The sequence below is a fragment of the Mucilaginibacter sp. SG538B genome (genome assembly GCF_013376065.1).
GTDB lineage: Bacteria > Bacteroidota > Bacteroidia > Sphingobacteriales > Sphingobacteriaceae > Mucilaginibacter > Mucilaginibacter rubeus.
This window is the reverse complement of sequence record NZ_JABMJI010000003.1, coordinates 478037-502174: the sequence shown is the minus strand read 5'-3', so window position 1 is coordinate 502174 and position 24138 is coordinate 478037. Positions and strand designations below refer to the sequence as shown.

Below are 24138 nucleotides of genomic sequence, written 5' to 3'. Positions count from 1 at the left end.
TGAGGTTTAGTTGAAGAGGCGTCCCTGTATGGTGGTACAGGGCGCCCTCTTTTATCATTGATCAGAAAGCGGTGCTTAGAAATTGGAAATGCTTTTTTAGTTGATTATATATGAGTTTTTATAACATGATAAATAAATTGAACACAGGTTTTTTAGTTCTCCTGGCGTTCAGTATGATGCTGGTAATTCACCCGCAGGCAAATGCACAAACCATTACTTTAAACACAAAGTTTGTTACGCTTAGTATAAACAAACGTGGGTTTATTACCAGTATTAAGGATAAATCATCCCATAAAGAATATTGCCCTGCCGGTAAAGTTTCTGCATTGCTTAGTCTGTACAAAGGCGAAAACTATATACTGCCGGTATCTGCTGCATTTAACACGCTCAATAAGCGCATAACGCTACACTATCCTAATGGTTCGGTGGCAACGGTACAAACTGATGAAAAAGGGGAGTATGTACGATTGAAACTGGTATCGCTTAAGCCGCGAAACGGGGTTGATAATATCGTTTGGGGCCCTTATAAATTAACTATCTCTAAAACAATTGGAGATATCCTGGGCGTAGTAAGAGATGATGATTTCGCATTTGGCATACTTGGTTTAAATGACAATACTACCAGCGGCCCCCCAACAGGAGGCGACATGTCTTTCATGTACTATTTTATTCATTCGCCTGATCCGCTGAAATACCCCTTGCCTCCAAACCTTAAGGAAGGTCAAACTTTCACAATCGGCGGAGATGGGATAAATGATGTGGCGTTTTATTCACATCCGGAAGAGTATTACCGGATGAATTACGGAAACGGAGCAAGACTTGAACCCGCTTTTGGTTCTACAGTTTGCATGCACTCAAGAGACCGCAGAAAGGAACAAATGATACGCTTCCCGGTGTTACCCGATAATTTGGATGGGAAAGTAAATTCGGCCAGGTACCAGTTGGTGCCGCCGGTAAATGCCGATTTTATCGGATCTTCGGTTGCTTTGCTGGCCTGCCCCGATTCTGTCGGGCTCCGCACTATCGAACAAATAGTTTTAAAGGAAGGGCTGCCGCATCCCGAAATTGATGGTCAATGGATCAAAGACCCTAAAGCATACCGCCCTGACATCGCGTGGCATGGCGCTCATGACAGCCTGATCACCTATGCTCATCAATTAGCCATCAAAGGCGTACAGGACGAAGGATGGGGCGAATATTATCCCAACCCACAAAATCGCTGGACCAACAGAAAAATAAATTTCAACAACGCAGCTCCCATGAACATTCCGGACTATGGCGCATTGATGAAAAAAAATGGGATCAGGTATGGACTGCATACCCTGTGCGAGTTTTTGCAGCCTGATAATAACAGCGATGTGGCCCCGGTACCAAGCGATAGCCTGGCCATTATGCAGCGCACCATTATAACCAAAGATCTTACTGATCAGGACACGGTTATAACGGTGGCCGACAGGGCCTATTTCAACGAGTTTGGTGGATGGGAAGGTAACCATACCAATGTACTGAAAATAGGGAAGGAGCTTATAGAATACAATGGCATTAGCGAGAGCAAGCCTTACACCTTTTTACATATCAAAAGGGGGCTTTATGGAACCAAAAGAGGTTCCTATAGAAAGGGTACTACAATAGTAAAGCTACAGCCTAACTGCTATCGTGGTTTTGTTCCCGATATGAATTTGCAAAAAGTATACGCGGATTATTATGGCAAGTGGCTTACAGAAGGGGGAATGGATTATATTGATTTTGATGGTTTAGAGAGCTGCATATACCAGGGACAGGGGCAATATTCCTTTAAGCAATTTTTCAGGAAATTATTTGATAGCTACGCAAAAAATGGAGGTGATTATCTCCGCGTGATGGGCAGCGCGGTTTATGAAGGCAACTGGCATTATATGAGCGTTTGCAATGTTGGCGGCGGCAATAATATGTTTAATCCGGTATTGAACCAATGGGGAATAGAGGGGAAAGATATGCGATATGTTTTTGAGAGCAGTTATTTACCTGCAACATTCGGAATAGTTGATTTGCAGAGTGATTGGAGTTTATACGATGCTGAAAACCTGGAAGCCAAATCAATAGGATGGAACGCAACCTACATGCTTGGTTTGAGCCAGCACGCTGTTGAAAATTGCCCGGAAAAGAATAACATTTTCAAAGCATACCGCGCCTGGGAAAATGCCAGGGCATTGAATATTTTCACCAAAGCAGTAAAAGAGCGTTTAAAAGATTTAAACTATAAATTTCACCTGGCGCAAAACGGCGAAAAGTCTTTCGTTTTATATCCTGTACGTGAAACCCGCTTTCCTGACCAGCAATACACTATCGAAAAAAATACCTGCCGGTTAAATAATGAATTTGATGCGCAGCCGCTGGATTGTGCGATACGGATCTCATCTGCCGAAAAAGATGGGTATGCTGATGGCATCAGGATCACTTTTCAGGACGGTACAGAACTTTCAATCGACAAAAAAATTACCAATGGCGAATTTATAATCCTGAAGGATAATACTTGCTATGTAGCGGATAAGAACAGAAAGAAGATCGCTGAAATTCCAGCTCAGGGCAATTTGAGCCTTCCGCACGGGGCATCGTCAATCCAGGTTAGCGCGTTGCATAACAGCAATCAAAAAGTAAATATGGAACTGCTGGTTTCATCCGTAGGTCCGGGCATAAAACTTTGATGATTTAACATGAACTTTAATAAAAAAAGCAGCCTTTCCGCATTCGTAATTTATACATGTTTATTAGGCATTGCCCATGCGCAGGGAGTAAAAAAGCCTATAACCCCAGATTTTTTAAAAGCTGTGCATGGAAGTATGCATGTAAGTGCTATCCAATATGAGGGTACCAAAGCATTAAATAAATTTGTGTTCGGGAACAACAGCCTGACAACAGACAGTGCCCAGTGGTCGCTTAACTTAACCGCAAAACAGGGTGCAAGCGCCGGGATACTGGATATCACCGCCGATATTATGTTAAAAGAAGGCCATGCAACTGCCACGGCCCTGGAGGTGTCTTTTGACTTCAGCCGCTGGAGCAGGAAGAATTATGTTATGGTGCCTGCAAGTATGTATAACGGGAACAGGTATCCTGCTATTGGCAACGGGTACAATCCCCCCTACACCAGGGATATGTACTATAACCCCAAAGTACCGCTAACCATTTCAAATAACCCCAGGTTATCCGCAGAACCCGATAAAGCATCGCTGGTGCAGTTACAAACCGGCAACGCAGCAACGCCGGCAATGTGCTTTTATTCACCGTCACTAAAGAAAGGCTTTATTCTGTTAACCACACAGCAAACTAAGTTGGGCAATAGTGGCCTTACCATTGCAGAAAATGCAAAACAAGATAGTTGCAGCTTTAGCATTTCGGCACCGGCAGTGCGCAGACTGGCGCCCGGGTTTGGGGATTTTCATGAAAGTGGTGATAAAGCACACGACTGGAAACCCGGCGACCATATAACCATTGCGATGAGGTTATATGTATTTGATGCCCGCAGCATTCCCGATTTGCTTACGAAGTTTATGCAGGTACGTAAGGATATAACCGGGCCAAATAGCCCCCGCAATATATTACCTATGAGTAAGTTACTTGCAGTAGGTTCGGCAATATGCAGCGGCAATTTTATACATGTTCCTGCAGGCAGTTATTACAAGCCCGAAAATAATGACGATTTTCAGTTAGGTTGGGTGAGCGGTATGATGAATACCTATCCTATGCTGGCGCTTAATAATGCAAAAGAACGTGAGCGTGTGGCGGAGGAGATCGATTTCGTAGTGAATAAACTTCAGGGGAAAAGCGGCTTTTTTTGCGGCGGAATAGAAGCAAATGGCCGCCTCCTTTTTGAAAAAATGCACCCCGATTTCGCGGAAGGCCAGGCTATGGTACGCAAAAACAGTGACGCTTTATTGTGGCTGATGAAACATCTGTTGCTGCTGAAAGCGCAGGGTTTTGGAGTTATAATTAAGCCCGAATGGGAGTCGGCCGCTAAGAAACTGGCCGAAGCTTTTACTAATACCTGGAAAAGATACGGCGAGTTTGGGCAGTACATTGTGCCCGAAACTGGCGAGATAGCCGTGTTCAATTCTACGGCAGGAGCAATTGCACCCGGCGGACTGGCTATTGCGGCAAATTACTTTAATCATCCGGAGTGGCTTGTAGTAGCCAGGGGGGCTGCAAATTATTATTACCAGCGCGATGTGGTAAAACAGGGCCTCACTGGCGGCGACTGCGGGGATATTAGTATGGATGCTAATTCAGAATCAGCATTTGGTTTTTTAGAATCATTGATGGCCTTATACAACGTTACGGGCGATAAAAGCTGGTTACAGAAGGCTGAGGTAGAGGCGGCGCTTTGTTCAACCTGGGTATTGTCCTATGATCCTGTTTTTCCAGCCTGCAGTCAGATCGCAAAGTTGAACTGCCATATGGCCGGGGCAGTTTGGGCCAGTATTCAAAATAAACATTCGGCTCCGGGTATTTGTGAAGCCTCGGGCGATTACCTGTTCAAATTATACCGTGCAACGGGTAACAAATTATATGCAGATTTAATAAGGGATATTCAACATGCGCACGCCGAAGCAGTAAATATGCCAGGTCATTATACTACCAACAACCTTATCGGATCAAGCATGGAACGGATTCAGCCCAGTGATGCCGAAGGCCGTGGCAGTGTTGGCAATTTTATAAACACCCGGAATTCGTGGACAGAAACAAACGGCATGTTAATGGCCATTGAACTGCCCGGAATTTATCTTCAGACAGATAAGGGGAAACTCCTGGTTTTTGATCATGTGGCTGCCGCTATTTTGAAGAAGGATAGGAAATCGACCACACTGCTGGTGAGCAACAACACCGGGTATGATGCCAACGTAGCCGTTTTTGCAGAAAGCAGTGCCCAGGCTCAGAAGCCGCTTCCGTATACAGCGTTTTTACATTGGCCTAAAGTGATGGTAAAAACAGGACAAAAAGTACAGCTGCAAATCACAGCCGGCAACAAAATTTTGGCCGTTAAAACACTTAACTAAAAACATGACAAACACTGTCGACTCAAAAAAAAGGCGGGACCTGGTAAAGGGGATAGGGCTGCTCGCCATATCATTGCCATTAGGAGTAAAACGCGAACCGAATGCTTTGGCCGGTCCGCATGAAAAGAAACGGGTATTAAGGATAGCACATATTACAGATGTACATATCCGCCCCGAATACAATGCGCCGGAACGTTTCGGGCGCTGCATTGAAGAAATAAAGAAACATAAGGTCGATTTTTTTCTAAACGGAGGTGATTCCATATTCGCTGCCGACTACAATAACATTACCCGTGAACGGGTCAACGAACAGTGGGCGATATGGAAAAACGCCCGTGAAAGATTTAAGGGATATGAAGTATACAGTTGTTTGGGCAATCATGATATGTGGTGGGCTTGCCCTGACAAATCCGACAGCATGTATGGCAAACCGCATGTTATCGCTCAGCTTGAAATGCCCGGCCGCTTTTACAGTTTTGAAAAGCATGGATGGCATTTTATCATTCTCGACAGCAATAATGATAATGCAGGTTCATTAGATGCCGAACAGCGAAAGTGGCTGGAGAACGACCTGGCGTCACTGCGGCGCGGCACCCCCGTTTTGTGTATGAGCCATTACCCGATTTTGGGCGTAAGCACCATAATGGAAGGAGGCAACCATACAGATGCAAGATATATTACCAACTTATTTAATAAACATCGCGACAAAACAATCACTTGTATAAGCGGCCATATCCATTTACTTGATGAGGCCGGTTATGATGGCGTTCGCTACTATTGTAACGGCGCCTTAAGTGGATTTTGGTGGGAAGACGGCGATAGTGATTCGGCGGCTAAATGTTATTACCGCGAAACCCCGCCTGGCTATGCTATATTAGATTTATTTGAAGATGGAAGCGTAAGTAACCGCTATTATCCGCATTCGTTTTGACTGAACAGGTTGCCCGTATAGTGTTGCTTTTAAAATATGGAACAAATTGAAAAGAAATAAATGAAAAGAAAGCTGTTTTTTTCGACGATTGCTTTTTGGGGCATCATCAACATCGCCAGTTCACAAGAAGCGAATAATAAATTACCTGTCTGGAAGGAAAATAACAGGCCGATCCTTTCTCAGGATTGGCTGGTAAACCCGGTTCAGCAAAAAGCCGATGTTTATGCTGATGGTAAAAACATTATTTTGAGCAATGGTTTAGTAAAAAGGACCTTCCGGATTCAGCAAAATGTGGCCTGCATTGATTACAGCAATATGAGCAACGGCCAGCAATTGCTGAGGGCTGTAAAGCCCGAAGCGAAGTTAACTGTTGATGGCAGGGAATATAATATCGGAGGCCTTTACGGGCAAAAGGAGAATGCCTATCTGCTGCCCGAATGGGTAAGCGGATTCAAAGGCAATGAAAATGATTTTCAGTTTCAATCGTTTTCGGTAACGGATATTCCTCCTTACATCCGTTGGAAACCGCGGGGATGGGCGCTTAATACCGCACCTGGCTCCGGTAAAATGCTGTCATTTACCTATAAATCAAATGTTGACGGTTTAAAAGATCTGCTTGTTACTGTACATTATGAACTGTATAATAATATTCCTCTTATGGTAAAATGGCTTTCGGTTCAGAATAAAGGAAATAAAGCGATAACGTTAAACAGGGTTATAAATGAGGTGCTTGCAACGGTAGAGGAGGAGAGTGCCGTAGTTGGCTCGCCGGCGCAAATGGAAAAACAGCACGGGCTCTATTTGGAGACTAATTATGCCTTCAACAACTCTATGCGATATGATATCAGCGACCAAACTACCCATTGGAAAGCCGATAGCAATTATACATCACAGGTAAATTATAATTACCAAACGCCGTGTTTATTGGAGGTATATCCGGAAAAGGCTACTGGTATAGCTTTGGGAAAGGGGCAGGTTTTTAACTCGGTTCGTACTTATGAGTTACTGATGGATAGTTATGACCGCGAAAGGAGGGGATTGGCTATCAGGAAAATGTACAGCACTATAGCTCCATGGACAACAGAAAATCCCATCTTCATGCACCTCGTAAGCCGTAACGATGATGATGTAAAAAAGGCTATAGACCAATGCGCGGCGACAGGATATGAAGCCCTGATCCTCAGCTTTGGAAGCCATTGCAATATGGAAGACAGCTCGGCTGTCAACATCCAACGCTGGAAAACACTGTCAAATTACGCGCATAGTAAACACATCCTGATAGGGGGCTATTCTTTATTTAGTTCGAGGCGGATCAGTGATGAAGATGATGTGATCGATCCGGTAACAAAAAAGCCGGATGTGGCTGCGTTCTTTGGTAATGCCCCTTGTTTGGGCAGCAAATGGGGCCTGGCCTATCTGGATAAATTAAAATACTTTATTGGTAAAACCGGGTTCGATATTTTTGAAAATGACGGCCCTTATCCCGGCGACGTTTGTGCGTCAACTACACATCCCGGCCATAAAAACCTGGATGATAGCCAATGGCAGCAAATGGAACTGCAAAAAGGTTTATATCATTGGTGCAATGAGCACGGTGTTTATGTAAACGCTCCCGACTGGTATTTTCTGGATGGCACCAATAAAATTGCCTTAGGCTACCGGGAAGTTAATTTTTCTTTGCCTCGTGATCAGCAAATGATCCTGAACCGTCAGAATATTTTTGATGGTACCTGGGAAAAGACCCCTTCCATGGGCTGGGGATTTGTACCGCTTACCCGGTATCAGGGCGGTGGCCCCGAAGCCGTGCTGGAACCGCTTTCGGATCATTTGAAAGATTATGAACAATTGATGGTGCAATATTACGGGGCGGGAGTCCAGGCCTGTTACCGCGGCCCAAGATTGTATGATACCGAGGCTACCCGCAAGATGGTGGTAAGTGTAATTGACTGGTATAAAAAGTATCGCAGCATCCTTAACTCCGATATTATCCATCTTCGCCGGGCCGACGGCAGGGACTGGGATGGTTTGCTGCATGTGAACCCGAAACTAGGTACAAAAGGAATGATCATGCTTTACAACCCGCTTAAAGTTGCGATCACAAGAACCATTAAGGTACCCCTGTACTACACAGGTTTAACAAGTTCGGCCCTGCTCAGGGAAAAGGGAGGGGTAGCTAAAAGGTATCCTGTTAACAGGAAATATGAGATCACACTAACCTTCAATATAGCGCCCGAGAGTTATACATGGTTTACTATTGAATAAATGGCTACGGATATGGTTAAAACCACCGGAGAAGCAACAAAATTACCCCTCCAGTTTTCTTAATTGTTATTTACAACCACATCGAAATTCATTTGAATGATCTCAACAAAAAAATTAATCACGTACATCACGTTCTTTGTTTTAATACAATCGGGCCTGCACGCCCAGGTGAATAACATTGCGCCGAATATTATACCGGCGGTTCATCAGTGGCAGGCAGGTAGCGGCAGCTTCATTATCAATTCTGCTACGGTATTTAAATTTAAGCCATCTGTATCAACACAAAAAACTGTTGCAATATTCCTTGAAGACCTGGCTGCGTTGCGAAGCAAGGAGCAACAAGCCGGGTTAAAGGCAAAAGGAGGGAAGAATGATATCATCATAAAAATCAAACCGCGGCGTCATTTAACCCAACTCCAAAAAGAATCTTATCACCTGGAAATCAAACCGGATAAGGTTATTATAAAGGCAATGGACGAGGCGGGTGTTTTTTATGCAACCAGAACTTTGTTGCAGTTAATTGAACAGAGCACCGATAAGCAAAGTATTCCTTGTTATACTATTTCAGATTTCCCTGCCTATCCTTTTAGGGGATTTATGCTGGATGTTGGGCGGAAATTTTTCCCGGTATCGCAGCTGAAAGATTACATATGCCGCATGAGCTGGTATAAAATGAATCAATTACAATTGCATTTAAACGATCAGGCTTTTCACGGGCAGCACTACGCGGCTTTCAGGATCCAAAGCAAAACATATCCGCAGCTAACATCAACAGATGGGTTTTACACACAGCAGGAAATCAGGGAATTGATACGATACGCCGCAGATCGCGGCATAAATATCATCCCGGAAATTGATGCGCCCGCCCATGCCATGAGTATTTTGGATATTGCCCCCGAGCTAAAAAATGAGAAGTTACAGGACGGGCAACTGGATGTATTAAATCCCAAAACGACCGCCATAATGGAAAAGATCTTCGATGAATTTGTGCCCTTATTTCCATCGCCCTATTTCCATATCGGAACTGATGAGTACAGATTTAAAAAGGCTACTACGACAGAAGACCGCAAGGCTTTTGCAGCAGGCTTTTGTAACTATATCAATCATTTCAACAGATACATAGGTGCTAAAGGGAAAAAAGTAATGATATGGTCCGGATACAACGAAATGCCGGGATTTACCCCTATTGATAGCAATATAATGATTGATATGTGGTTGGGTAATAATGCGAAGGAGGAGATTAAAGCGGGTCACCAGGTAGTACAATCAACTGACGGGTGGCTGTATATTGTTCCGGGTACAAATTACTATGGCGTAGATAATAAGTTTTTGTATGAAAAATGGGCACCGAATGATTTCGGGCCAAACCAGCAGCTAAACCCGGGCGAACCTGATTTGTTAGGGGCGAAGCTGCATGTATGGAATGATCTTGGGCCAATGGGTTTTACCTATCATGAAACGGCAGACGAGGTTGCGGTGGCGTTACCCGTAATGGCCGAAAAACTATGGGGCAATAAAATGTCACCCACTTTTGATGAATTTATAAGGAGAGTTGACGGCCTGAAAAACGTACCGAAAGTAAATGATACAAGGCTGCTGGATGCTTCCAAAAACAGTGATCCAATCATTGACGTCGATTTTAAAGAAAATACTTTACCCGATGCTGTAAATAAACAGTTAATAAAACCTTTGGCTGGTTATGAATCAAAATCTGTATTAGCGCTTGATCAGCATGATTTTGTTCGGCTAAACTTACCAGCCGACGAATTAGAACAACCCTGGACATTGAGCTTCCGGGTTAAAAAAACAGATACCCGCGATACAACGACGGTACTGTTCGAATCGCCCTACGGAACAATTTTCCTAAACCTTAAAGATAAAAAATCAGGCAAGAACGGTTTAGGTATTGCCCGGACTGTTGGCTATAAAGAGTACGCAGGTGAGGGTGAAGATTTTTACCGGCAGGTATTTAATGGCACTGTCCCTGTAAATAAATGGACGCAAATAACTTTGACCGGCGGACATAATACCTGTACTTTATATATCAATGGTAAAGAAACAGAATCTGTAGAAAAGCAATTCATTTGTCCGCTAAAAACTATAGGAAGCAGCTGCGGCCATCTTTCAGCTCCGGCGTTTTTAACTAATATAAAAGTATTCGGCCGGATATTGAACAGAGATGAAATAATGGCGTTGTATTTAAATGCTAAGCTATTAATCGATTAATTAAAGAAAATAGGTTACCATTCCAAATAGCTGGTATTGATTGTTTATAGCCAGCCGTTTTAATTTGATGATAAGGTAGAACGAAATACAGCTTACTATTGGCTGGGGTGTAAAAAAGATGAGCCTCTGATGCTAAATTGGGTTTTCCTTATACGCAGGTTATCCATACAGTGCGAAGATATTAGAACAACTATTAACCTTTTTGTTGTACCGATGAAGGTTTAATTGAAAACGGCTTAGAAATTTTAGATCGACCGCAATCATCAAATAGAACGGCAACTGTTTCAGATCATCTAAAAATTGGTTCGTGAGGCGATCGGGATTGAGTACGAAAAGAAAAATAGTAAGTTGAACGTATGTTTTGCTTACGTTTTTTTTATTGTTGAAAATCTTAAGTTTACTTAAAATTAATTCGTTCTATGCTGTCACAGGAACACGATTTTGAAGAATTTAAAAGTCAATGTGTAACACATCTAATGTCGTTACAACCTGAATTTATGAAGTTGTATGATATTGATAGTTATGATGAATGGTTTTACGACCATGGCGTTGGTGCATTTCATTTCAAATCGGACAATGAAAGAAATTTGTATTTTAAATACGTTGATGTTGGTTCATTTTCAACCAAAGACAACACCTGGAAATGGGCTTGGGATAACATTACCACCCCCAAACACGTCAGCCGTTCTTTGGAAAAAGTGAAAGCTTTCGGATTAGAAAACGATTTTGAACAGCTTATTGAAGGTCTGTTTGAAGGGGATGAATATACAGGTTGGGAAATGACCGCGATTTCGGCAAAATTGTTAAACGCGATTGGTTCATATCGCATACCGCACGATCATCTGTTTATGTATTTTATTTTTACTAATGAACTAACACAAGCAGAATACAACGATCTCAAAAATAAGTATATCGATTGTGAAACACATGTGTCTGATCGTGTTGCATTTGTCTGTCAGCATTTAATTAGTAATAAATCTATTGGTTTCCATGAGGCTTTCGATTCCCATCCATCATTTGATCCTGATGATGACTATCAGGCATGGTGTGATGAGTGCGAAAAGATCAGGCTCAGAGACGGCGAGTGGACTGATAACGCAATGGCTTTCGCAGACATTAAAGTTGTTTGCAATCAATGTTATTTTGAAATTAAAGACAGGAACCAGAGAGATTGAACAACTCCATTGTATATTCATAGGTTGAGCTTACTGTAGAATGGATTTGAATATCCGGCTTGACTCTCTCTGGAAATACTTTGAAGCGCACAGATCCAACAAATACCTCCATTTTTTTCACAAATACTCCCGGCACCGCAGATGATCGCTATGCTTATTTCACGCAATGAGATGAAAAAGCGGCTGAATGCTTACATTTGGCTATCTGACTATGAAAACGACCTTACTGGCGTATCCTTGCGTCTTTATTTTGATATGCTGTGCTTTCGTACAGCAGGAGCCGCTCCGCCGCTTCGAACTGAAGGGGTATGCACAAGGTACCACATATAGTATCGTGTATTATGCGCCCGAAAGCCTGGTGAATACAGCGCAAACGGACAGCCTGTTAAAGCGTTTTGATCAGTCGGTGTCCTTATATCAGCCTAATTCGCTTATCTGCCGGTTCAACCATTCTGCAAAAGGTATCCGTATAGATGAGATTTTTCGTGTGCTGATCACCCGTGCGCTGCAGATCAGCCACGCAACCGGGGGGCTGGTTGACCCCACAGTGAAACCTTTGGTTGATGCCTGGGGATTTGGTGTAATTAAACCGGCACATGACCCCGATCGGAAAGAAGTACAAAACCTCCTTCATCATGTAGGAGCAGATAAAATCAGTTTGAAAGGTACTTTTTTACACAAAACCCAGCCGGAAGTACAACTGGATCTCAACGGCATCGCGCAGGGCTATTCTGTCGATCTGCTGGCTTCGTTATTGGAACAGCATTCCATTCATAACTATCTCATCGAATTGGGTGGCGAATTACGCATTAAAGGCCATAAACCCGGAAACGAACCGTTTAAGGTGGGCATTGAAGGCATCAGTGGCGATGACCTGAATCCGGCCCCGATGCGGAAAGTGATTGAGCCGGGGGATGGCGCCATTACTACATCCGGCAATTACCGCAAACATCATGAAGCAGGCGGCAAACAGGTTTCGCACCTGATGGATCCGTTAACAGGTTATCCAATTCAAAACGAAATGATCAGCGTTACCGTTTATGCAAAAGATGCAATAACAGCGGATGGTTATGATAACGGGTTTATGACAATGGGATTAAAACGCACATTGAACTTTCTGAAAAACCGGAAGGATCTGGGTGCTTATATTGTATACCGGAAGCCGGATGGCCGTATAGCAGATACGGTTACAACTTACTTTAAAGGATATCAACAATAAAACTGGATAAATGGAGAGAAGAACTTTTTTGAAAAATACAAGCCTGCTAACAGGGGGACTATTGCTAAACCAAAGCTTGAGCGCACTGCAGCCGGCAGCTGATCCTGTTAAAATTGCGGTGATCGGCTGTGGAGACCGTGGTACCGGGATTATGAATATCCTTAACGGAATGCCCGATCAGTTCCATATTACTGCCTTATGCGATGTGCTCGATTTCAGGCTGACAGCGGCACAAAAGCTGGTTAAGCCAGGTTCGGTAAAAATATATACGGATTACCGTAAATTAATTGATGATAAGCAAGTGGAGGCGATCATCATCGCTGTTCCGCTGTACCTGCACTACGCTGTGGCTGCTGATGTTATCCGCTCGGGCAAACATTTATACCTGGAAAAAACGATGACCTATACCATTGACCAAGCGCTTGAGCTTGTGAGCCTGATGCATGGGCGCGGCAACCAGGTGCTGCAGGTTGGTCACCAGTACCGCTATTCGCCTTTATATTACCGGGTTAAAGAGATGATCAATAAAGGCTACCTGGGCAAAGTAACGCAAGTAGATTGCCGCTGGGACCGCAATGGCAACTGGCGCCGCCCGGTGCCTGATCCTTCACTGGAACGGGCCATCAACTGGCGCATGTACAAAGAATATTCGGGCGGACTGGCGGCCGAACTGCTTTCGCACCAGATTGATTTTATTAACTGGGTTTTTGATACCCATCCGCAGGAGTTTTTTGCCACCGGTGGAATAGATGTGTTTAAAGATGGCAGGGAGACCTATGATAACGTACAATTGATGTTACGTTACCCAGACCTGGGCCTGATCGGTAATTTCGGCGCGATGTGCGGCAATGCGCATGACGGCTATCTTTTCAAGATTAAAGGTACCCTGGGTACTGTATCCCTGCTAACTGATCAGGGCATGTTTTACCCCGAGAAAAAACTATTGAAAGAAAAAGGGACTGTAGACGGCGTAACCGGTGCAACACGTATTGTATGGAATAAAGAAGGAGGCACACCCATTCTGCCCGAGGCGACGAAAGATGGTACCTGGTATGCATTCAACGATTTTTATCAAAAAATACAGCATAATGAGCTACCGGATAGTAATGTATTCACGGGAGCCCGCACCGCCATCAGTGTGCACCTGGGCAACCAGGCGCTGTACAGCAAAAAGATCTGCAACTGGGATAACAGTTATAAAATAGGATAATTAGAAGCCCCGATATCGCAGATATCGGGGTTTTGTGTTTATAACTAAAAAAATCAAAATAAATTTGTGAAACCAATTAGTTGCGCATATATTTGCAACCAATCAGTTTCTTATTTAAATAAACCAAACCATGAAAACTAAAATCCTATTTGTTTTATGCCTGTTAACCGGGCTAATGTTTATCAACGCCGGTTGTGACAAATTTTTTCATTACATGCCCATGCCTAAAGAAATGCCCGAAAAAATGGTGAAAGCGGGGCAGGCCTTTATGCAAATAGGCTGGCTAATGCCGCTGGTGGGTGCCATGGAAATCCTTGGCGGTGTATTATTGATTATCCCAAGAACCAGGGCGCTCGGCGCATTAGTACTTGTACCTCTTTTAACCGGTATTTTATTGGCTAATATTAGTATGGCCCCATCAGGTTTACCTATCGTATTAGTATTGATCGCAATTGTTCTTTGGGTAATTATTGACAATTGGGAAAAATACCTGCCCATGATCAGGAAATAAGTTTTAAATGAACCGGCGGTCTTATTAACCGGTTCGTAAATAGTACTTCAATGAGAAGAGATATTTTTCAGGCTGTTGCCGACCCTACACGGCGGGCTATCATCGCCTTAATCGCCTTACAGGCAATGACACCTAATGCCATCGCCGAGCATTTTGACACTACGCGGCAGGCAATTTCAAAACATCTGAAGGTTTTGACCGAATGCGAACTGGTGAAACAGGAACACCAAGGGCGTGAGATCTACTATCAACTGGAGATTGACAAAATGAAAGAAATAGACAAATGGCTGGAGCAATTCCGTAAGATTTGGGAAACTCGGTTCCTGCAACTCGATAACCTTTTAGCTACCTTAAAAAAACAACAAAAATGAAAAACAACTTGCACTTTGATTTTATTGCCGACAAAGTAAAAAATACGCTGACCATCAGACGTGAGTTTTTAGCCGACAGGCAACTGGTTTGGGATTGTTACACCCGGCAGGAATTGCTTGACCAATGGTTTGCGCCAGCGCCCTTAACCACCAAAACCAAATCAATGGATTTTAGCGAAGGTGGCCACTGGCACTATGCCATGGTAGAGCCCAATGGTACAGAATACTGGGGATGGACAGATTATCTGAAAATCAAACCTATTGATTACTATACATCATTAGATGCTTTCTGTAATGCAGAAGGTGAAATAAATAAGGATCTTCCCCGCGCGGAGTGGCTTGTAACTTTTACCGATAAAGGAGAAAACGCTTTGGTAGAAACCATTGTAACTTACAAATCGCTTTCAGATTTGGAAACTGTTATCCAGATGGGTATGGAACAGGGAATGATGGCAACCCTCGAAAAATTGGATCAATTATTATTAACCTTAAAAAAGTAAAAAATGAGCGACAAGATCACCGTTACCGCCACAGTCGATGCAGATACTAAAAAAGTTTGGAATTATTACACCAATCCCGAACACATTACAAAATGGAACTTTGCAGATCCTTCATGGCAATGTCCTTCTGCATCAAATGATATGCGGGTAGGCGGAAAATACTCGGCAAGAATGGAAGCGAAAGATGGAAGCTTCGGTTTTGACTTTGAAGCAACTTATGACGAAATTGTTGATGGCGAAAAGTTTACCTATACCATGCCAAACGGCAGGCAGGCCTCTGTTGCCTTCAAAGCGCATGGCGATCAAACCGAAGTTGAGGTAGCTTTCGATCCTGAAGATCAAAATCCCCTTGAAATGCAGAAAAACGGCTGGCAGGCGATACTCAACAACTTTAAGAAATACGCCGAAGAAAATTAACGTGCTCAGGAAAGTTGTCGTTAATGATAGTTTTACAAAAGCTGGATGGAAACATTCAGCTTTTGTGCTTTTTATTACATGTTAGTATTGTTACACTCATTAAGCTGTATATTTTATACATTGTACAGGTAAATCAATCATGTTATGTTGTTTAAGATCAAAGTGCTTTGTGTCGGCATTACATTATCGTTATGCTCTTTGCTTTCATTTGCGCAGCAAATAAATTATCCTCCTGTTGATAAGGTTGGCGCTGATTTTAAAAAACTGCTGGAAAGGCCTCGTGTTCCGTTAAGTCCATCTTTTACTATCACTCGTACAGATTCAGTTATTATAGAACACGGTTTTATCTATAGCGAAAAGAATGAGCGGGTACCTATCCTGATTTACAAACCTGTTGCCGGCACGAAATTATATCCCGCTGTAATTTTTTTGCACGGTACAGGCGGTAAAAAGGAGGACAACAAAAAGATATTGTACCAATTGGTTAAAAGAGGGATCATGGGCGTAGCCATTGATGCCCGCTTTCATGGCGAACGCATTGCCGGAGGCGCACATGGCTCAAAGGAATACGTAGCAGCTGCCACCGCTGCCTGGGAAAATAAGGACAAAGCACATCAAGCCCATCCATTTTTGTTTGATACCGCTTTTGACCTTTGGCGGGTAACCGATTACCTGGCAAGCAGGCCTGATGTAGATGCTAACCGCATCGGTATGGGCGGCATATCCATGGGAGGGATGGAAACATGGCTTGCGGCATCAGTAGATAAGCGGATAAAAGTAATTGTGCTGGATATTGCAGTCCAAAGTTTCAAATGGTCGTTAGATAATGATAAATGGCAGGGGCGTGCAGGTACTATCCGGGGAGCGCATTTGCAGGCAGCTAAAGACCTTGGCGATTCGGTCTTAAACAGGCGTAATGTACAGGCTGTATGGGATAAACTATTACCCGGTATCACCGGCGAGTTTGATTGCCCTTCGCTGCTGCGATTGATAGCGCCCCGTGCCATGTTGATTGTAGGCACAGAAAATGATCCCAATTGCCCGCTTCCCGGAGCAAACATAGCTTACGCTTCGGCCATACAAGCATATAAATCGAAAGGGGCAACCGATAAGATTATGCGCGATGTAACGCCAAAGCTATTCCATACATCTACGCCTGAACATTTTAAAATGACGTTGGATTGGTTTAGCAAATGGTTGTAATACAGCATTGTAATATTAAGGGAAGCCATTAAGTATTTCTAAGAAGCTGTTTAAAGAGTGATTTATTCATTGCCGTTGGCTTCAGCCAACGGTAAAATAGCCAATGAGGAGAGGGCTTTAGCCAAATTCAGATGGTATTTTGGCTAAAGCCCCTTAAATTTACTGCATTATTCCGTTGACTGAAGTCAACGGCAATGAATTTTATTGAATAATTAATAAGTCGCTAATTTAAACACAGCTAAGCCTAAAAAATAAAATTAACAAAAATTTGCTAAATCGATTTTATTATATAATTTGGTCGTGCAATAACCAATTAATAAATACCGGTCAATTTTAGTTCTGAAGGTTTATCTGTCAAAAAAAACTTACGGTAAACGAAGCTTTCTATCCGGTACTACTATTATGAACATAACTACGCTGCCAGCCTTAAAAAAATGTTTAATAACCGTATTTGCCACGGGTATGTTGTCTATTCCGGCAACAGTGCTGAAAGCGCAAAATGCGGCTTCCTATGTTAATCCTTTTATAGGAGCCAGCACCAGTGCCGATGGGGCAGGGGTTTACCATGGCTTAGGTAAAACCTTTCCGGGCGCTGCCTCACCTTACGGGCTTGTACAGTTAAGCCCAAACACCATAACCGGAGGCGACAATGGCTCGGGCTATAGCTATGAACATAAAAGTATTGAAGGCTTTGCCTTTACCCAAATGAGTGGCATTGGCTGGTATGGCGATCTGGGGAATTTTTTGGTAATGCCTACAGCAGGGCCAATTAAAACCAGTGCCGGTAAACCAGGCACTAAAGGGGTTGGATATCGTTCTGCTTACGATAAAAGCACTGAAAAAGCATCGGCCGGATATTACAGTGTTCTGCTAACTGATAATCATATCAAGGCCGAAGCCACTGCCGCCCCTCATAGCGGTATGTTGCGCTTTACCTTTCCACAAAATAAACAATCGCGTATCCAGATTGATCTGGCCCGGAGGGTAGGGGGAACGTCAACGCTGCAATATGTAAAAGTAGTTGATGACCATACTATTGAGGGCTTTATGAAATGCACCCCTGAGGGTGGCGGCTGGGGCAATGGTGACGGTCATGCAGATTATACAGTATATTTTTATACCCAATTCAGCAAGCCGCTTAAAAATTTTGGCGTTTGGAGTGCCGATATTCCAAGCGACTGGGGCCGTAAGCTGGACGACGTTACCGGCGATAAATACCAGGAACGCGTAGCTAATGCTGAGATCCTTAAAGGCTTGAAGGAAAAGCAGGGAAAGCACCTTGGTTTTTATAGCGAGTTTGCTACCAAAGCCGGTGAACAGGTGTTGCTTAAATCGGGTATCTCATTTGTAAGCATAGCCGGTGCCAAAGCCAATTTACAAGCCGAAATAAAGGACTGGAATTTCGATGCTGTTCATCAGCATACCGTTAACCTCTGGAATAACGCCTTATCAAAAGTCAGTATCCAGGGGGGCACTAATGAGCAAAAAACGGTGTTTTACACGGCGCTGTATCACACCATGATCGATCCCCGCATTGTAAGCGATGTTACCGGGCAATATATGGGCGGCGATGGCAAGGTGCATCATACTACAATATTTAAAAAACGCACCATATTTAGCGGGTGGGATGTTTTCAGGAGCCAGATGCCTTTACAAACCATTATTAACCCTTCGCTGGTTAATGACCTGGTTAATTCGCTGGTTACGCTTGCCAATGAAAAGAAGAAAGATTACCTGGAGCGCTGGGAACTGCTGAATGCATATAGCGGTTGTATGCTTGGCAATCCGGCTGTAGCTGTATTGGCCGATGCTTATGCCAAAGGCATCCGTAATTATAATATACCAGATGCCTATAAATTAGCGGTGAGCACTGTTGAAAAATTTGGCAATGGCGATAAGGGTTTTACTCCGGGTGGTGGCAGCATAAGCTATACGCTTGAATACGCCTATAACGATTGGTGCATTGCACAGCTTGCAAAAGCGCTTAACAAAACACAAGACGTAAAAAAATACGGCGAAAGGGGAGAGGCATTTAAAAACATCTTTGATGCGGATAAAGGTTGGTTCCGGCCTAAGGATAGTACCGGCAACTGGCTTCCATGGCCTGCGGAGGGGCGCATTAAACAATGGTACGGCTGTATTGAGAGCAACCCTTATCAGCAGGGATGGTTTGTACCGCAGGATGTTGATGGTATGGCAAAGCTGATGGGCGGCAGGGAAAAAGTAATAGCCGATCTGAATAATCTTTTTGAAAAAACGCCCGATAACATGATGTGGAATGATTACTACAATCATTCCAATGAGCCCGTACACCATGTTCCATTTTTATATAATAGGTTGGGCGCTCCATGGCTTACCCAGAAATGGACCCGTGAGATCTGCCGCCGGGCTTATAAAAATTCCGTAGAGGGTTTGGTAGGCAACGAAGATGTCGGGCAGATGTCGGCCTGGTATGTATTGGCAGCGAGTGGTTTGCATCCGGTTTGTCCCGGCGATACCAGGCAGGAGATCACCAGTCCGGTATTCAATAAAGTATCGTTAAAGCTTGATCCTAAATACGCAAAGGGTAAAACCTTTACCATCATCGCCAATAATAATTCGGCAAAAAATATTTATATACAGGGGGCAAAGCTTAACGGCAAAGCTTACAATAAATGCTATATAGATTATAAGGATATTGCTGCCGGCGGTACGCTCGAGTTAAGTATGGGCGCAACACCCAATAAAAACTGGGGGATCTAATAATTTAGGGATATGAGTAAAGGAAAGATGAGCAGGTTTTTTATATAGAATTGCTAAATCGATTTTATAAATTGAATGATTTTATAGCACCGACCAAACATCAAACCAAATTATAAACCAAACCAAATTATGAAAACAAACCTGTTCACCTGTACCATGACGGCCATGGCCTTGCTGGCCTCGTGCAGTAAACAAGCTGCCGTTAAATACCCCAAACCTTTTGTACGCACAGATTCCGTACAACTAACCAGCGGATCGCCGGTAAGCTCATACGGAACCTTTTTTATCACCAACGTTTTAAGCGGTAAAGCTATTGAAATTAATAGCAGCGGTATGCTTAACGATGGCACCGGTGCGCAGCAAAACCAATACTCGGGCAGTGGTACGGCCACGGCTCCCAACCAAAAATGGATAATTGTACAACAGGGCAGCGGCGCTATAACCAGCACCACCAAATTTAAGATCATGAACGTAGCCAGCGGTAAATATCTGGAAGTACCCTTGGCCACCACGAATCCCGGTACAGGCTTATGGCAGGATAAAGCCAACACCAACAATGCCCAGCAATGGTATATTCAGGCAGTAAGTACCGGCGTTTATAAAATTATTAATGTGGGTAATGGGCTTGCGGTCACCAATCATGGATCATCTGCCACTAATGGTACGCCTATTACCCAGGAAGTATTTGTTGCCGGGAATACGGCGCAAACCTGGCTGCTTAACGGGCTTACAGCCGAGGCTTACCGCGACGATGATGTCGTGAATTTTTTTCACCGTACCAATGGCACCGTGGCTTTTGATGAGGGAAAAAGTATCCCGCTTACCTATGGGGCCAACAACGGAAAAGTGCTTTGGATAACTGAGGATGCCTATGAATCGTCACAGCTTCAAAGTAACGGACAGTTATATTGCCAGTTTTTTAAGTATCATAATTCGGCCCTGCTGCAGCCGGCCAGTCACAGCTGGGATCAATCCCTTACGCCAAATATCACTACCAATAATTCGCCGGTAAACAGCATGGAGATCATTGAAAGCCCGGGCGATCATAACTCAACCTACCGCTGGCCCGGCGCGGGAATTGAGGCCGGTAGCCACGTTTATCTTTACACATTTGAATCGGCCAACGGTGCTACGCCCGAAAACCAGGTGCTTTATGACTTAACTCAAAATACATCCGGACTTAACTGGGGTACAGCCGCACGATTAACACCTGCGGGCATGTCGGGCCAAACAGAAACCGGGTTTTCAAACGGGATGGTTAAAAACGCTACTAACGACTCGGTATATGTTTACGGAAGCAAAAGCGTTTTCTTCAATACGTCCAATGTATTCCTGGCCCGCTTCCCGGTAAGTAACCCGTCTAACTGGTCGTTCTGGACAGGCTCTTCATGGTCGTCAACCCGTACAACCGCTTCGGCGGCAGCTATAAACGTAGGTGCGGGCAATACCACGCAGCAAAATGTGACCATATCAAAAGTGAACAATAAATATGTAATGATGCAAATGGACCTGGGCTATTTTTGTGATCCGGCGAGCCATAACATTTATATTTCAACGGCCGATAGTCCTAAGGGGCCTTTCACTGCGCCTAAAATGGTTTTCACCATCAATGATGTTTACCAGGGCCATTTGGCAAAGTACTATACCCCGGCCATCCACGCTGAGTTTATAAACGGACATAACGAATTGCTTGTTACCTATTGCCTTAATTATAATGGTGATGGCGGCAGCTGCAGCACAACCACCTGCGTAAATAATAACCAGGATCCTAACTTTTACCAGGTAAAAGCAGTAAGGGTTCCGTACAGCCTGGTGGGTTTATAGTTTGAATTTATTTTTTGCTGAACACATTATAATTAACAGTTAATGAAAAAGTTGATTTTATTATTAGTACTGATAGCAGCCCGGGGAGCAGTAACTGCCCAAAACATAGCGCCATTTCGCGCGGGCGACCGGGTGGCTTTTGTTGGCAACAGTATTACGGATGGGGGGCATTACCACTCTTACATCTGGCTGTATTATATGACCCGTTTCCCTAACATGCGGATAACCTGCTATAACGCCGGCATTGGCGGCGATGTTGTAGGGCAGATCAACGACCGTTTTGAAGATGATGTGTTCAGCAAAAAACCAAATGTGTTAACCCTTACCTGGGGCATGAACGACACCGGGTATTTTGAATGGTACCGCCCCGATGCACAGGATGTTATGGATAAAAGGATCCAGGGCTCATACGATAACTATGCACTGCTGGAAAACAAACTAAAGCAACACCCCGAGATCCGAAAAATTTTTATTCTCGGTTCGCCTTATGACGAAACCAGCAAGTTTACTGTCAAAAACATCTATCCTAAAAAAAGTGCGGCTTTTTCAAAGGTGATCGATTTTCAGCAAGCAGCGGCGAAGAGAAATAACTGGGGTTATGTTGATTTCTACCACCCCATGACAGAGATCAATCTGCTTGAGCAGGCAAAGGATTCCACCTTCAGCTTAACGCCTAATGACAGGGTGCATCCTGACAATGACGGGCATCTCGTAATGGCTTATCTTTTTCTAAAGGCGCAGGGCTTTAGCAATAAGGTAGTGGCTGACGTGACTGTGGATGCTAAAAATAAAAAGGCTGTTAAGGCGGTGAATTGTAAAGTAACTAACGTGGTTTCTTCGGCAGACTCTGTATCGTTCAATTACCTCGCAAATTCATTGCCTTATCCCATTGATACCATTCCGCGTGGCTGGGGAAACCGAAAAAAACAAGCCGATGCGCTTAAGGTTGTGCCGTTTACCAAAGAAATGAACCAGGAGTTGCTTGCCGTTAAAGGGTTAAAAACAGCCAATTATGATGTCCTTATCGATGGAGAAAAAATGGGTAGCTGGTCGGCTGAGCAATTGGGCGCAGGTATCAACCTGGCCGAGATCACTATAACACCGCAATATCAGCAGGCCATCCAGATCAGGGAACTGAACGAGGAGCGCTGGGACATTGAAAGGCGTATCCGCATGTATACCTGGATGCAGTTTGACTTTTTAAAAGGCAAAGGCTTGTTGTTCCATGATACCAACGCCGCTATGGATACCATAAGCAAGTATGCCAAAAAAGACATTTTTGTTAACGGAAATAAAGACAACTATACCCGTGCCCGCTACAAAAGCCTGCGCGATGCCTGGCAAAAAGAAATGGATGTACTTACCAACCAGATCTATGCCATCAATAAACCGCAAAACCATCGCATCACCATCATCGCCTCAAAATAAAATCACTATAAACTGATGAATATTAAAAAGTTACTATTTATTCCATTATTTATTGGCTTTGCGGTCTGCAGTTTGAAAGCTGCCGCCGCAACGGTTGATACGGTGCTGACCCACAGTGCCATAATGAACAAAGACATTAAGGCTGTGGTGATCAAGCCTGCCGATTATTCGAGCACCAAAAAGTACCCGGTATTATACCTGCTGCATGGCTTTAGCGGCAATTACAGCGATTGGATTAAAAAAGTCCCTGCTGTTGCCGGTTTGGCTGATACTTATCATTTTATTATAGTTTGTGCCGACGGCGATTTTGCGGGCTGGTATTTTGATAGCCCAACTATTAAGGATTCACAATACGAAACCTATGTAGGTACCGAGCTGGTGAACTGGGTTGATAAGCATTATTCAACCATAACCGACCGGAAGGGGAGGGCCATAACCGGTTTGAGTATGGGCGGACATGGCGCGTTGTATATAGCGTTTAAGCATTTAGATAAATTTGGTGCTGCCGGGAGCATGAGTGGCGCGGTTGATATCAGGCCTTTTCCGGATAGTTTCGGCATCGAACGCGTATTGGGTAAATACAGCGAACACCCCGACAGGTGGGAACAAAACAGCGTGGTAAACCTCATCTACCTGTTGAAACCCAATTCACTTGCTATTACTTTTGACGTTGGTTATGACGATTTCCTTTACCAGGCCAACCAGGAACTGCATGAAAAGCTGCTTGAACGCAAAGTTCCTCATGATTATACCGTAAGGCCGGGGGGCCATACCTGGGAATTTTGGGGCAATTCCATTAACTACCAGGCACTGTATTTCAGTCGTTTTTTTGAAGGAATAAAATAGATAGCTTTTTATAATAACAATTACAACATTTTCAACCGATTGCAAATGTTGTAATTGTTAAAATTCCGGTATCGAAATTGTGATTTTAAAAATTATAAAAAAATAACTCGAAAAATTTGCTAAATCGTTTTTATAAACTATATTAGTATCAGATTTCAACATCTGAATTATAAACCAATTAACAAACAGCTTTTAAAACGTTTGCTCCGCGGGTTAAAACATGAAATTGCTAAAACGATT

17 protein-coding genes are annotated in these 24138 nt (G+C 43.6%); all 17 read left to right on the top strand.

The window, feature by feature from the left end; translation table 11 throughout:
- Nucleotides 1-125: 125 nt before the first annotated feature.
- The 17 genes from FHW88_RS18095 (at nucleotide 126) to FHW88_RS18015 (ending at nucleotide 23898) form a co-directional block, all read left to right on the top strand.
- Complete coding sequence (locus FHW88_RS18095; RefSeq protein ID WP_176627404.1) at nucleotides 126-2684, top strand: hypothetical protein; 2559 nt, start codon at nucleotides 126-128, stop codon at nucleotides 2682-2684.
- Between the two features lie 9 nt (nucleotides 2685-2693).
- Nucleotides 2694-5033: a hypothetical protein gene (locus tag FHW88_RS18090; RefSeq protein WP_176627403.1), complete on the top strand. Its 2340-nt coding sequence runs from the start codon at nucleotides 2694-2696 to the stop codon at nucleotides 5031-5033.
- Nucleotides 5034-5037: 4 nt separating this feature from the next.
- On the top strand, nucleotides 5038-5964 hold the full coding sequence (locus FHW88_RS18085; protein WP_176627402.1) for a metallophosphoesterase family protein: 927 nt from the start codon (nucleotides 5038-5040) through the stop codon (nucleotides 5962-5964).
- A gap of 60 nt (nucleotides 5965-6024) precedes the next feature.
- Nucleotides 6025-8226 (top strand): alpha-galactosidase, encoded by a 2202-nt coding sequence (locus tag FHW88_RS18080; RefSeq protein WP_218117234.1) that lies wholly within the window; start codon nucleotides 6025-6027, stop codon nucleotides 8224-8226.
- A gap of 96 nt (nucleotides 8227-8322) precedes the next feature.
- Nucleotides 8323-10452: a family 20 glycosylhydrolase gene (locus tag FHW88_RS18075; protein ID WP_176627401.1), complete on the top strand. Its 2130-nt coding sequence runs from the start codon at nucleotides 8323-8325 to the stop codon at nucleotides 10450-10452.
- 419 nt (nucleotides 10453-10871) lie between these two features.
- Nucleotides 10872-11627, top strand: coding sequence for a DUF6882 domain-containing protein (locus tag FHW88_RS18070; protein WP_176627400.1), 756 nt, complete (start codon nucleotides 10872-10874; stop codon nucleotides 11625-11627).
- Between the two features lie 211 nt (nucleotides 11628-11838).
- Nucleotides 11839-12846 (top strand): FAD:protein FMN transferase, encoded by a 1008-nt coding sequence (locus tag FHW88_RS18065; protein WP_176627399.1) that lies wholly within the window; start codon nucleotides 11839-11841, stop codon nucleotides 12844-12846.
- A 10-nt stretch (nucleotides 12847-12856) separates the two neighbouring features.
- Nucleotides 12857-14056, top strand: coding sequence for a Gfo/Idh/MocA family protein (locus FHW88_RS18060; protein WP_176627398.1), 1200 nt, complete (start codon nucleotides 12857-12859; stop codon nucleotides 14054-14056).
- A gap of 130 nt (nucleotides 14057-14186) precedes the next feature.
- Nucleotides 14187-14567, top strand: a complete 381-nt coding sequence (locus tag FHW88_RS18055; protein ID WP_176627397.1) for a MauE/DoxX family redox-associated membrane protein — start codon at nucleotides 14187-14189, stop codon at nucleotides 14565-14567.
- A gap of 50 nt (nucleotides 14568-14617) precedes the next feature.
- Nucleotides 14618-14938, top strand: a complete 321-nt coding sequence (locus FHW88_RS18050; RefSeq protein ID WP_090527244.1) for an ArsR/SmtB family transcription factor — start codon at nucleotides 14618-14620, stop codon at nucleotides 14936-14938.
- A complete protein-coding gene (locus tag FHW88_RS18045) occupies nucleotides 14935-15438 on the top strand; it encodes an SRPBCC family protein (RefSeq protein ID WP_176627396.1) in 504 nt (167 codons plus the stop codon). The genes FHW88_RS18050 and FHW88_RS18045 overlap by 4 nt, the downstream gene beginning before the upstream one ends.
- 3 nt (nucleotides 15439-15441) lie before the next feature.
- Nucleotides 15442-15855, top strand: a complete 414-nt coding sequence (locus FHW88_RS18040) for an SRPBCC family protein (protein WP_176627395.1) — start codon at nucleotides 15442-15444, stop codon at nucleotides 15853-15855.
- A 144-nt stretch (nucleotides 15856-15999) separates the two neighbouring features.
- Nucleotides 16000-17058: an alpha/beta hydrolase gene (locus tag FHW88_RS18035; RefSeq protein WP_176627394.1), complete on the top strand. Its 1059-nt coding sequence runs from the start codon at nucleotides 16000-16002 to the stop codon at nucleotides 17056-17058.
- Nucleotides 17059-17460: 402 nt separating this feature from the next.
- A complete protein-coding gene (locus FHW88_RS18030) occupies nucleotides 17461-19800 on the top strand; it encodes a GH92 family glycosyl hydrolase (RefSeq protein WP_255485367.1) in 2340 nt (779 codons plus the stop codon).
- Nucleotides 19801-19929: 129 nt separating this feature from the next.
- Entirely contained in the window at nucleotides 19930-21624 is a 1695-nt protein-coding gene (locus FHW88_RS18025) for an RICIN domain-containing protein (RefSeq protein ID WP_176627393.1), read from the top strand.
- A 42-nt stretch (nucleotides 21625-21666) separates the two neighbouring features.
- Nucleotides 21667-23052, top strand: coding sequence for an SGNH/GDSL hydrolase family protein (locus FHW88_RS18020; RefSeq protein WP_176627392.1), 1386 nt, complete (start codon nucleotides 21667-21669; stop codon nucleotides 23050-23052).
- Between the two features lie 15 nt (nucleotides 23053-23067).
- Entirely contained in the window at nucleotides 23068-23898 is an 831-nt protein-coding gene (locus FHW88_RS18015; RefSeq protein ID WP_176627391.1) for an alpha/beta hydrolase, read from the top strand.
- Nucleotides 23899-24138: the final 240 nt, after the last annotated feature.

Coding starts and splice junctions, on each gene's coding strand:
- FHW88_RS18095 (WP_176627404.1), top strand. CDS start 126: ATGATAAATAAATTGAACACAGGTTTTTTAGTTCTCCTGGCGTTCAGT.
- FHW88_RS18090 (WP_176627403.1), top strand. CDS start 2,694: ATGAACTTTAATAAAAAAAGCAGCCTTTCCGCATTCGTAATTTATACA.
- FHW88_RS18085 (WP_176627402.1), top strand. CDS start 5,038: ATGACAAACACTGTCGACTCAAAAAAAAGGCGGGACCTGGTAAAGGGG.
- FHW88_RS18080 (WP_218117234.1), top strand. CDS start 6,025: ATGAAAAGAAAGCTGTTTTTTTCGACGATTGCTTTTTGGGGCATCATC.
- FHW88_RS18075 (WP_176627401.1), top strand. CDS start 8,323: ATGATCTCAACAAAAAAATTAATCACGTACATCACGTTCTTTGTTTTA.
- FHW88_RS18070 (WP_176627400.1), top strand. CDS start 10,872: ATGCTGTCACAGGAACACGATTTTGAAGAATTTAAAAGTCAATGTGTA.
- FHW88_RS18065 (WP_176627399.1), top strand. CDS start 11,839: ATGAAAACGACCTTACTGGCGTATCCTTGCGTCTTTATTTTGATATGC.
- FHW88_RS18060 (WP_176627398.1), top strand. CDS start 12,857: ATGGAGAGAAGAACTTTTTTGAAAAATACAAGCCTGCTAACAGGGGGA.
- FHW88_RS18055 (WP_176627397.1), top strand. CDS start 14,187: ATGAAAACTAAAATCCTATTTGTTTTATGCCTGTTAACCGGGCTAATG.
- FHW88_RS18050 (WP_090527244.1), top strand. CDS start 14,618: ATGAGAAGAGATATTTTTCAGGCTGTTGCCGACCCTACACGGCGGGCT.
- FHW88_RS18045 (WP_176627396.1), top strand. CDS start 14,935: ATGAAAAACAACTTGCACTTTGATTTTATTGCCGACAAAGTAAAAAAT.
- FHW88_RS18040 (WP_176627395.1), top strand. CDS start 15,442: ATGAGCGACAAGATCACCGTTACCGCCACAGTCGATGCAGATACTAAA.
- FHW88_RS18035 (WP_176627394.1), top strand. CDS start 16,000: ATGTTGTTTAAGATCAAAGTGCTTTGTGTCGGCATTACATTATCGTTA.
- FHW88_RS18030 (WP_255485367.1), top strand. CDS start 17,461: ATGAACATAACTACGCTGCCAGCCTTAAAAAAATGTTTAATAACCGTA.
- FHW88_RS18025 (WP_176627393.1), top strand. CDS start 19,930: ATGAAAACAAACCTGTTCACCTGTACCATGACGGCCATGGCCTTGCTG.
- FHW88_RS18020 (WP_176627392.1), top strand. CDS start 21,667: ATGAAAAAGTTGATTTTATTATTAGTACTGATAGCAGCCCGGGGAGCA.
- FHW88_RS18015 (WP_176627391.1), top strand. CDS start 23,068: ATGAATATTAAAAAGTTACTATTTATTCCATTATTTATTGGCTTTGCG.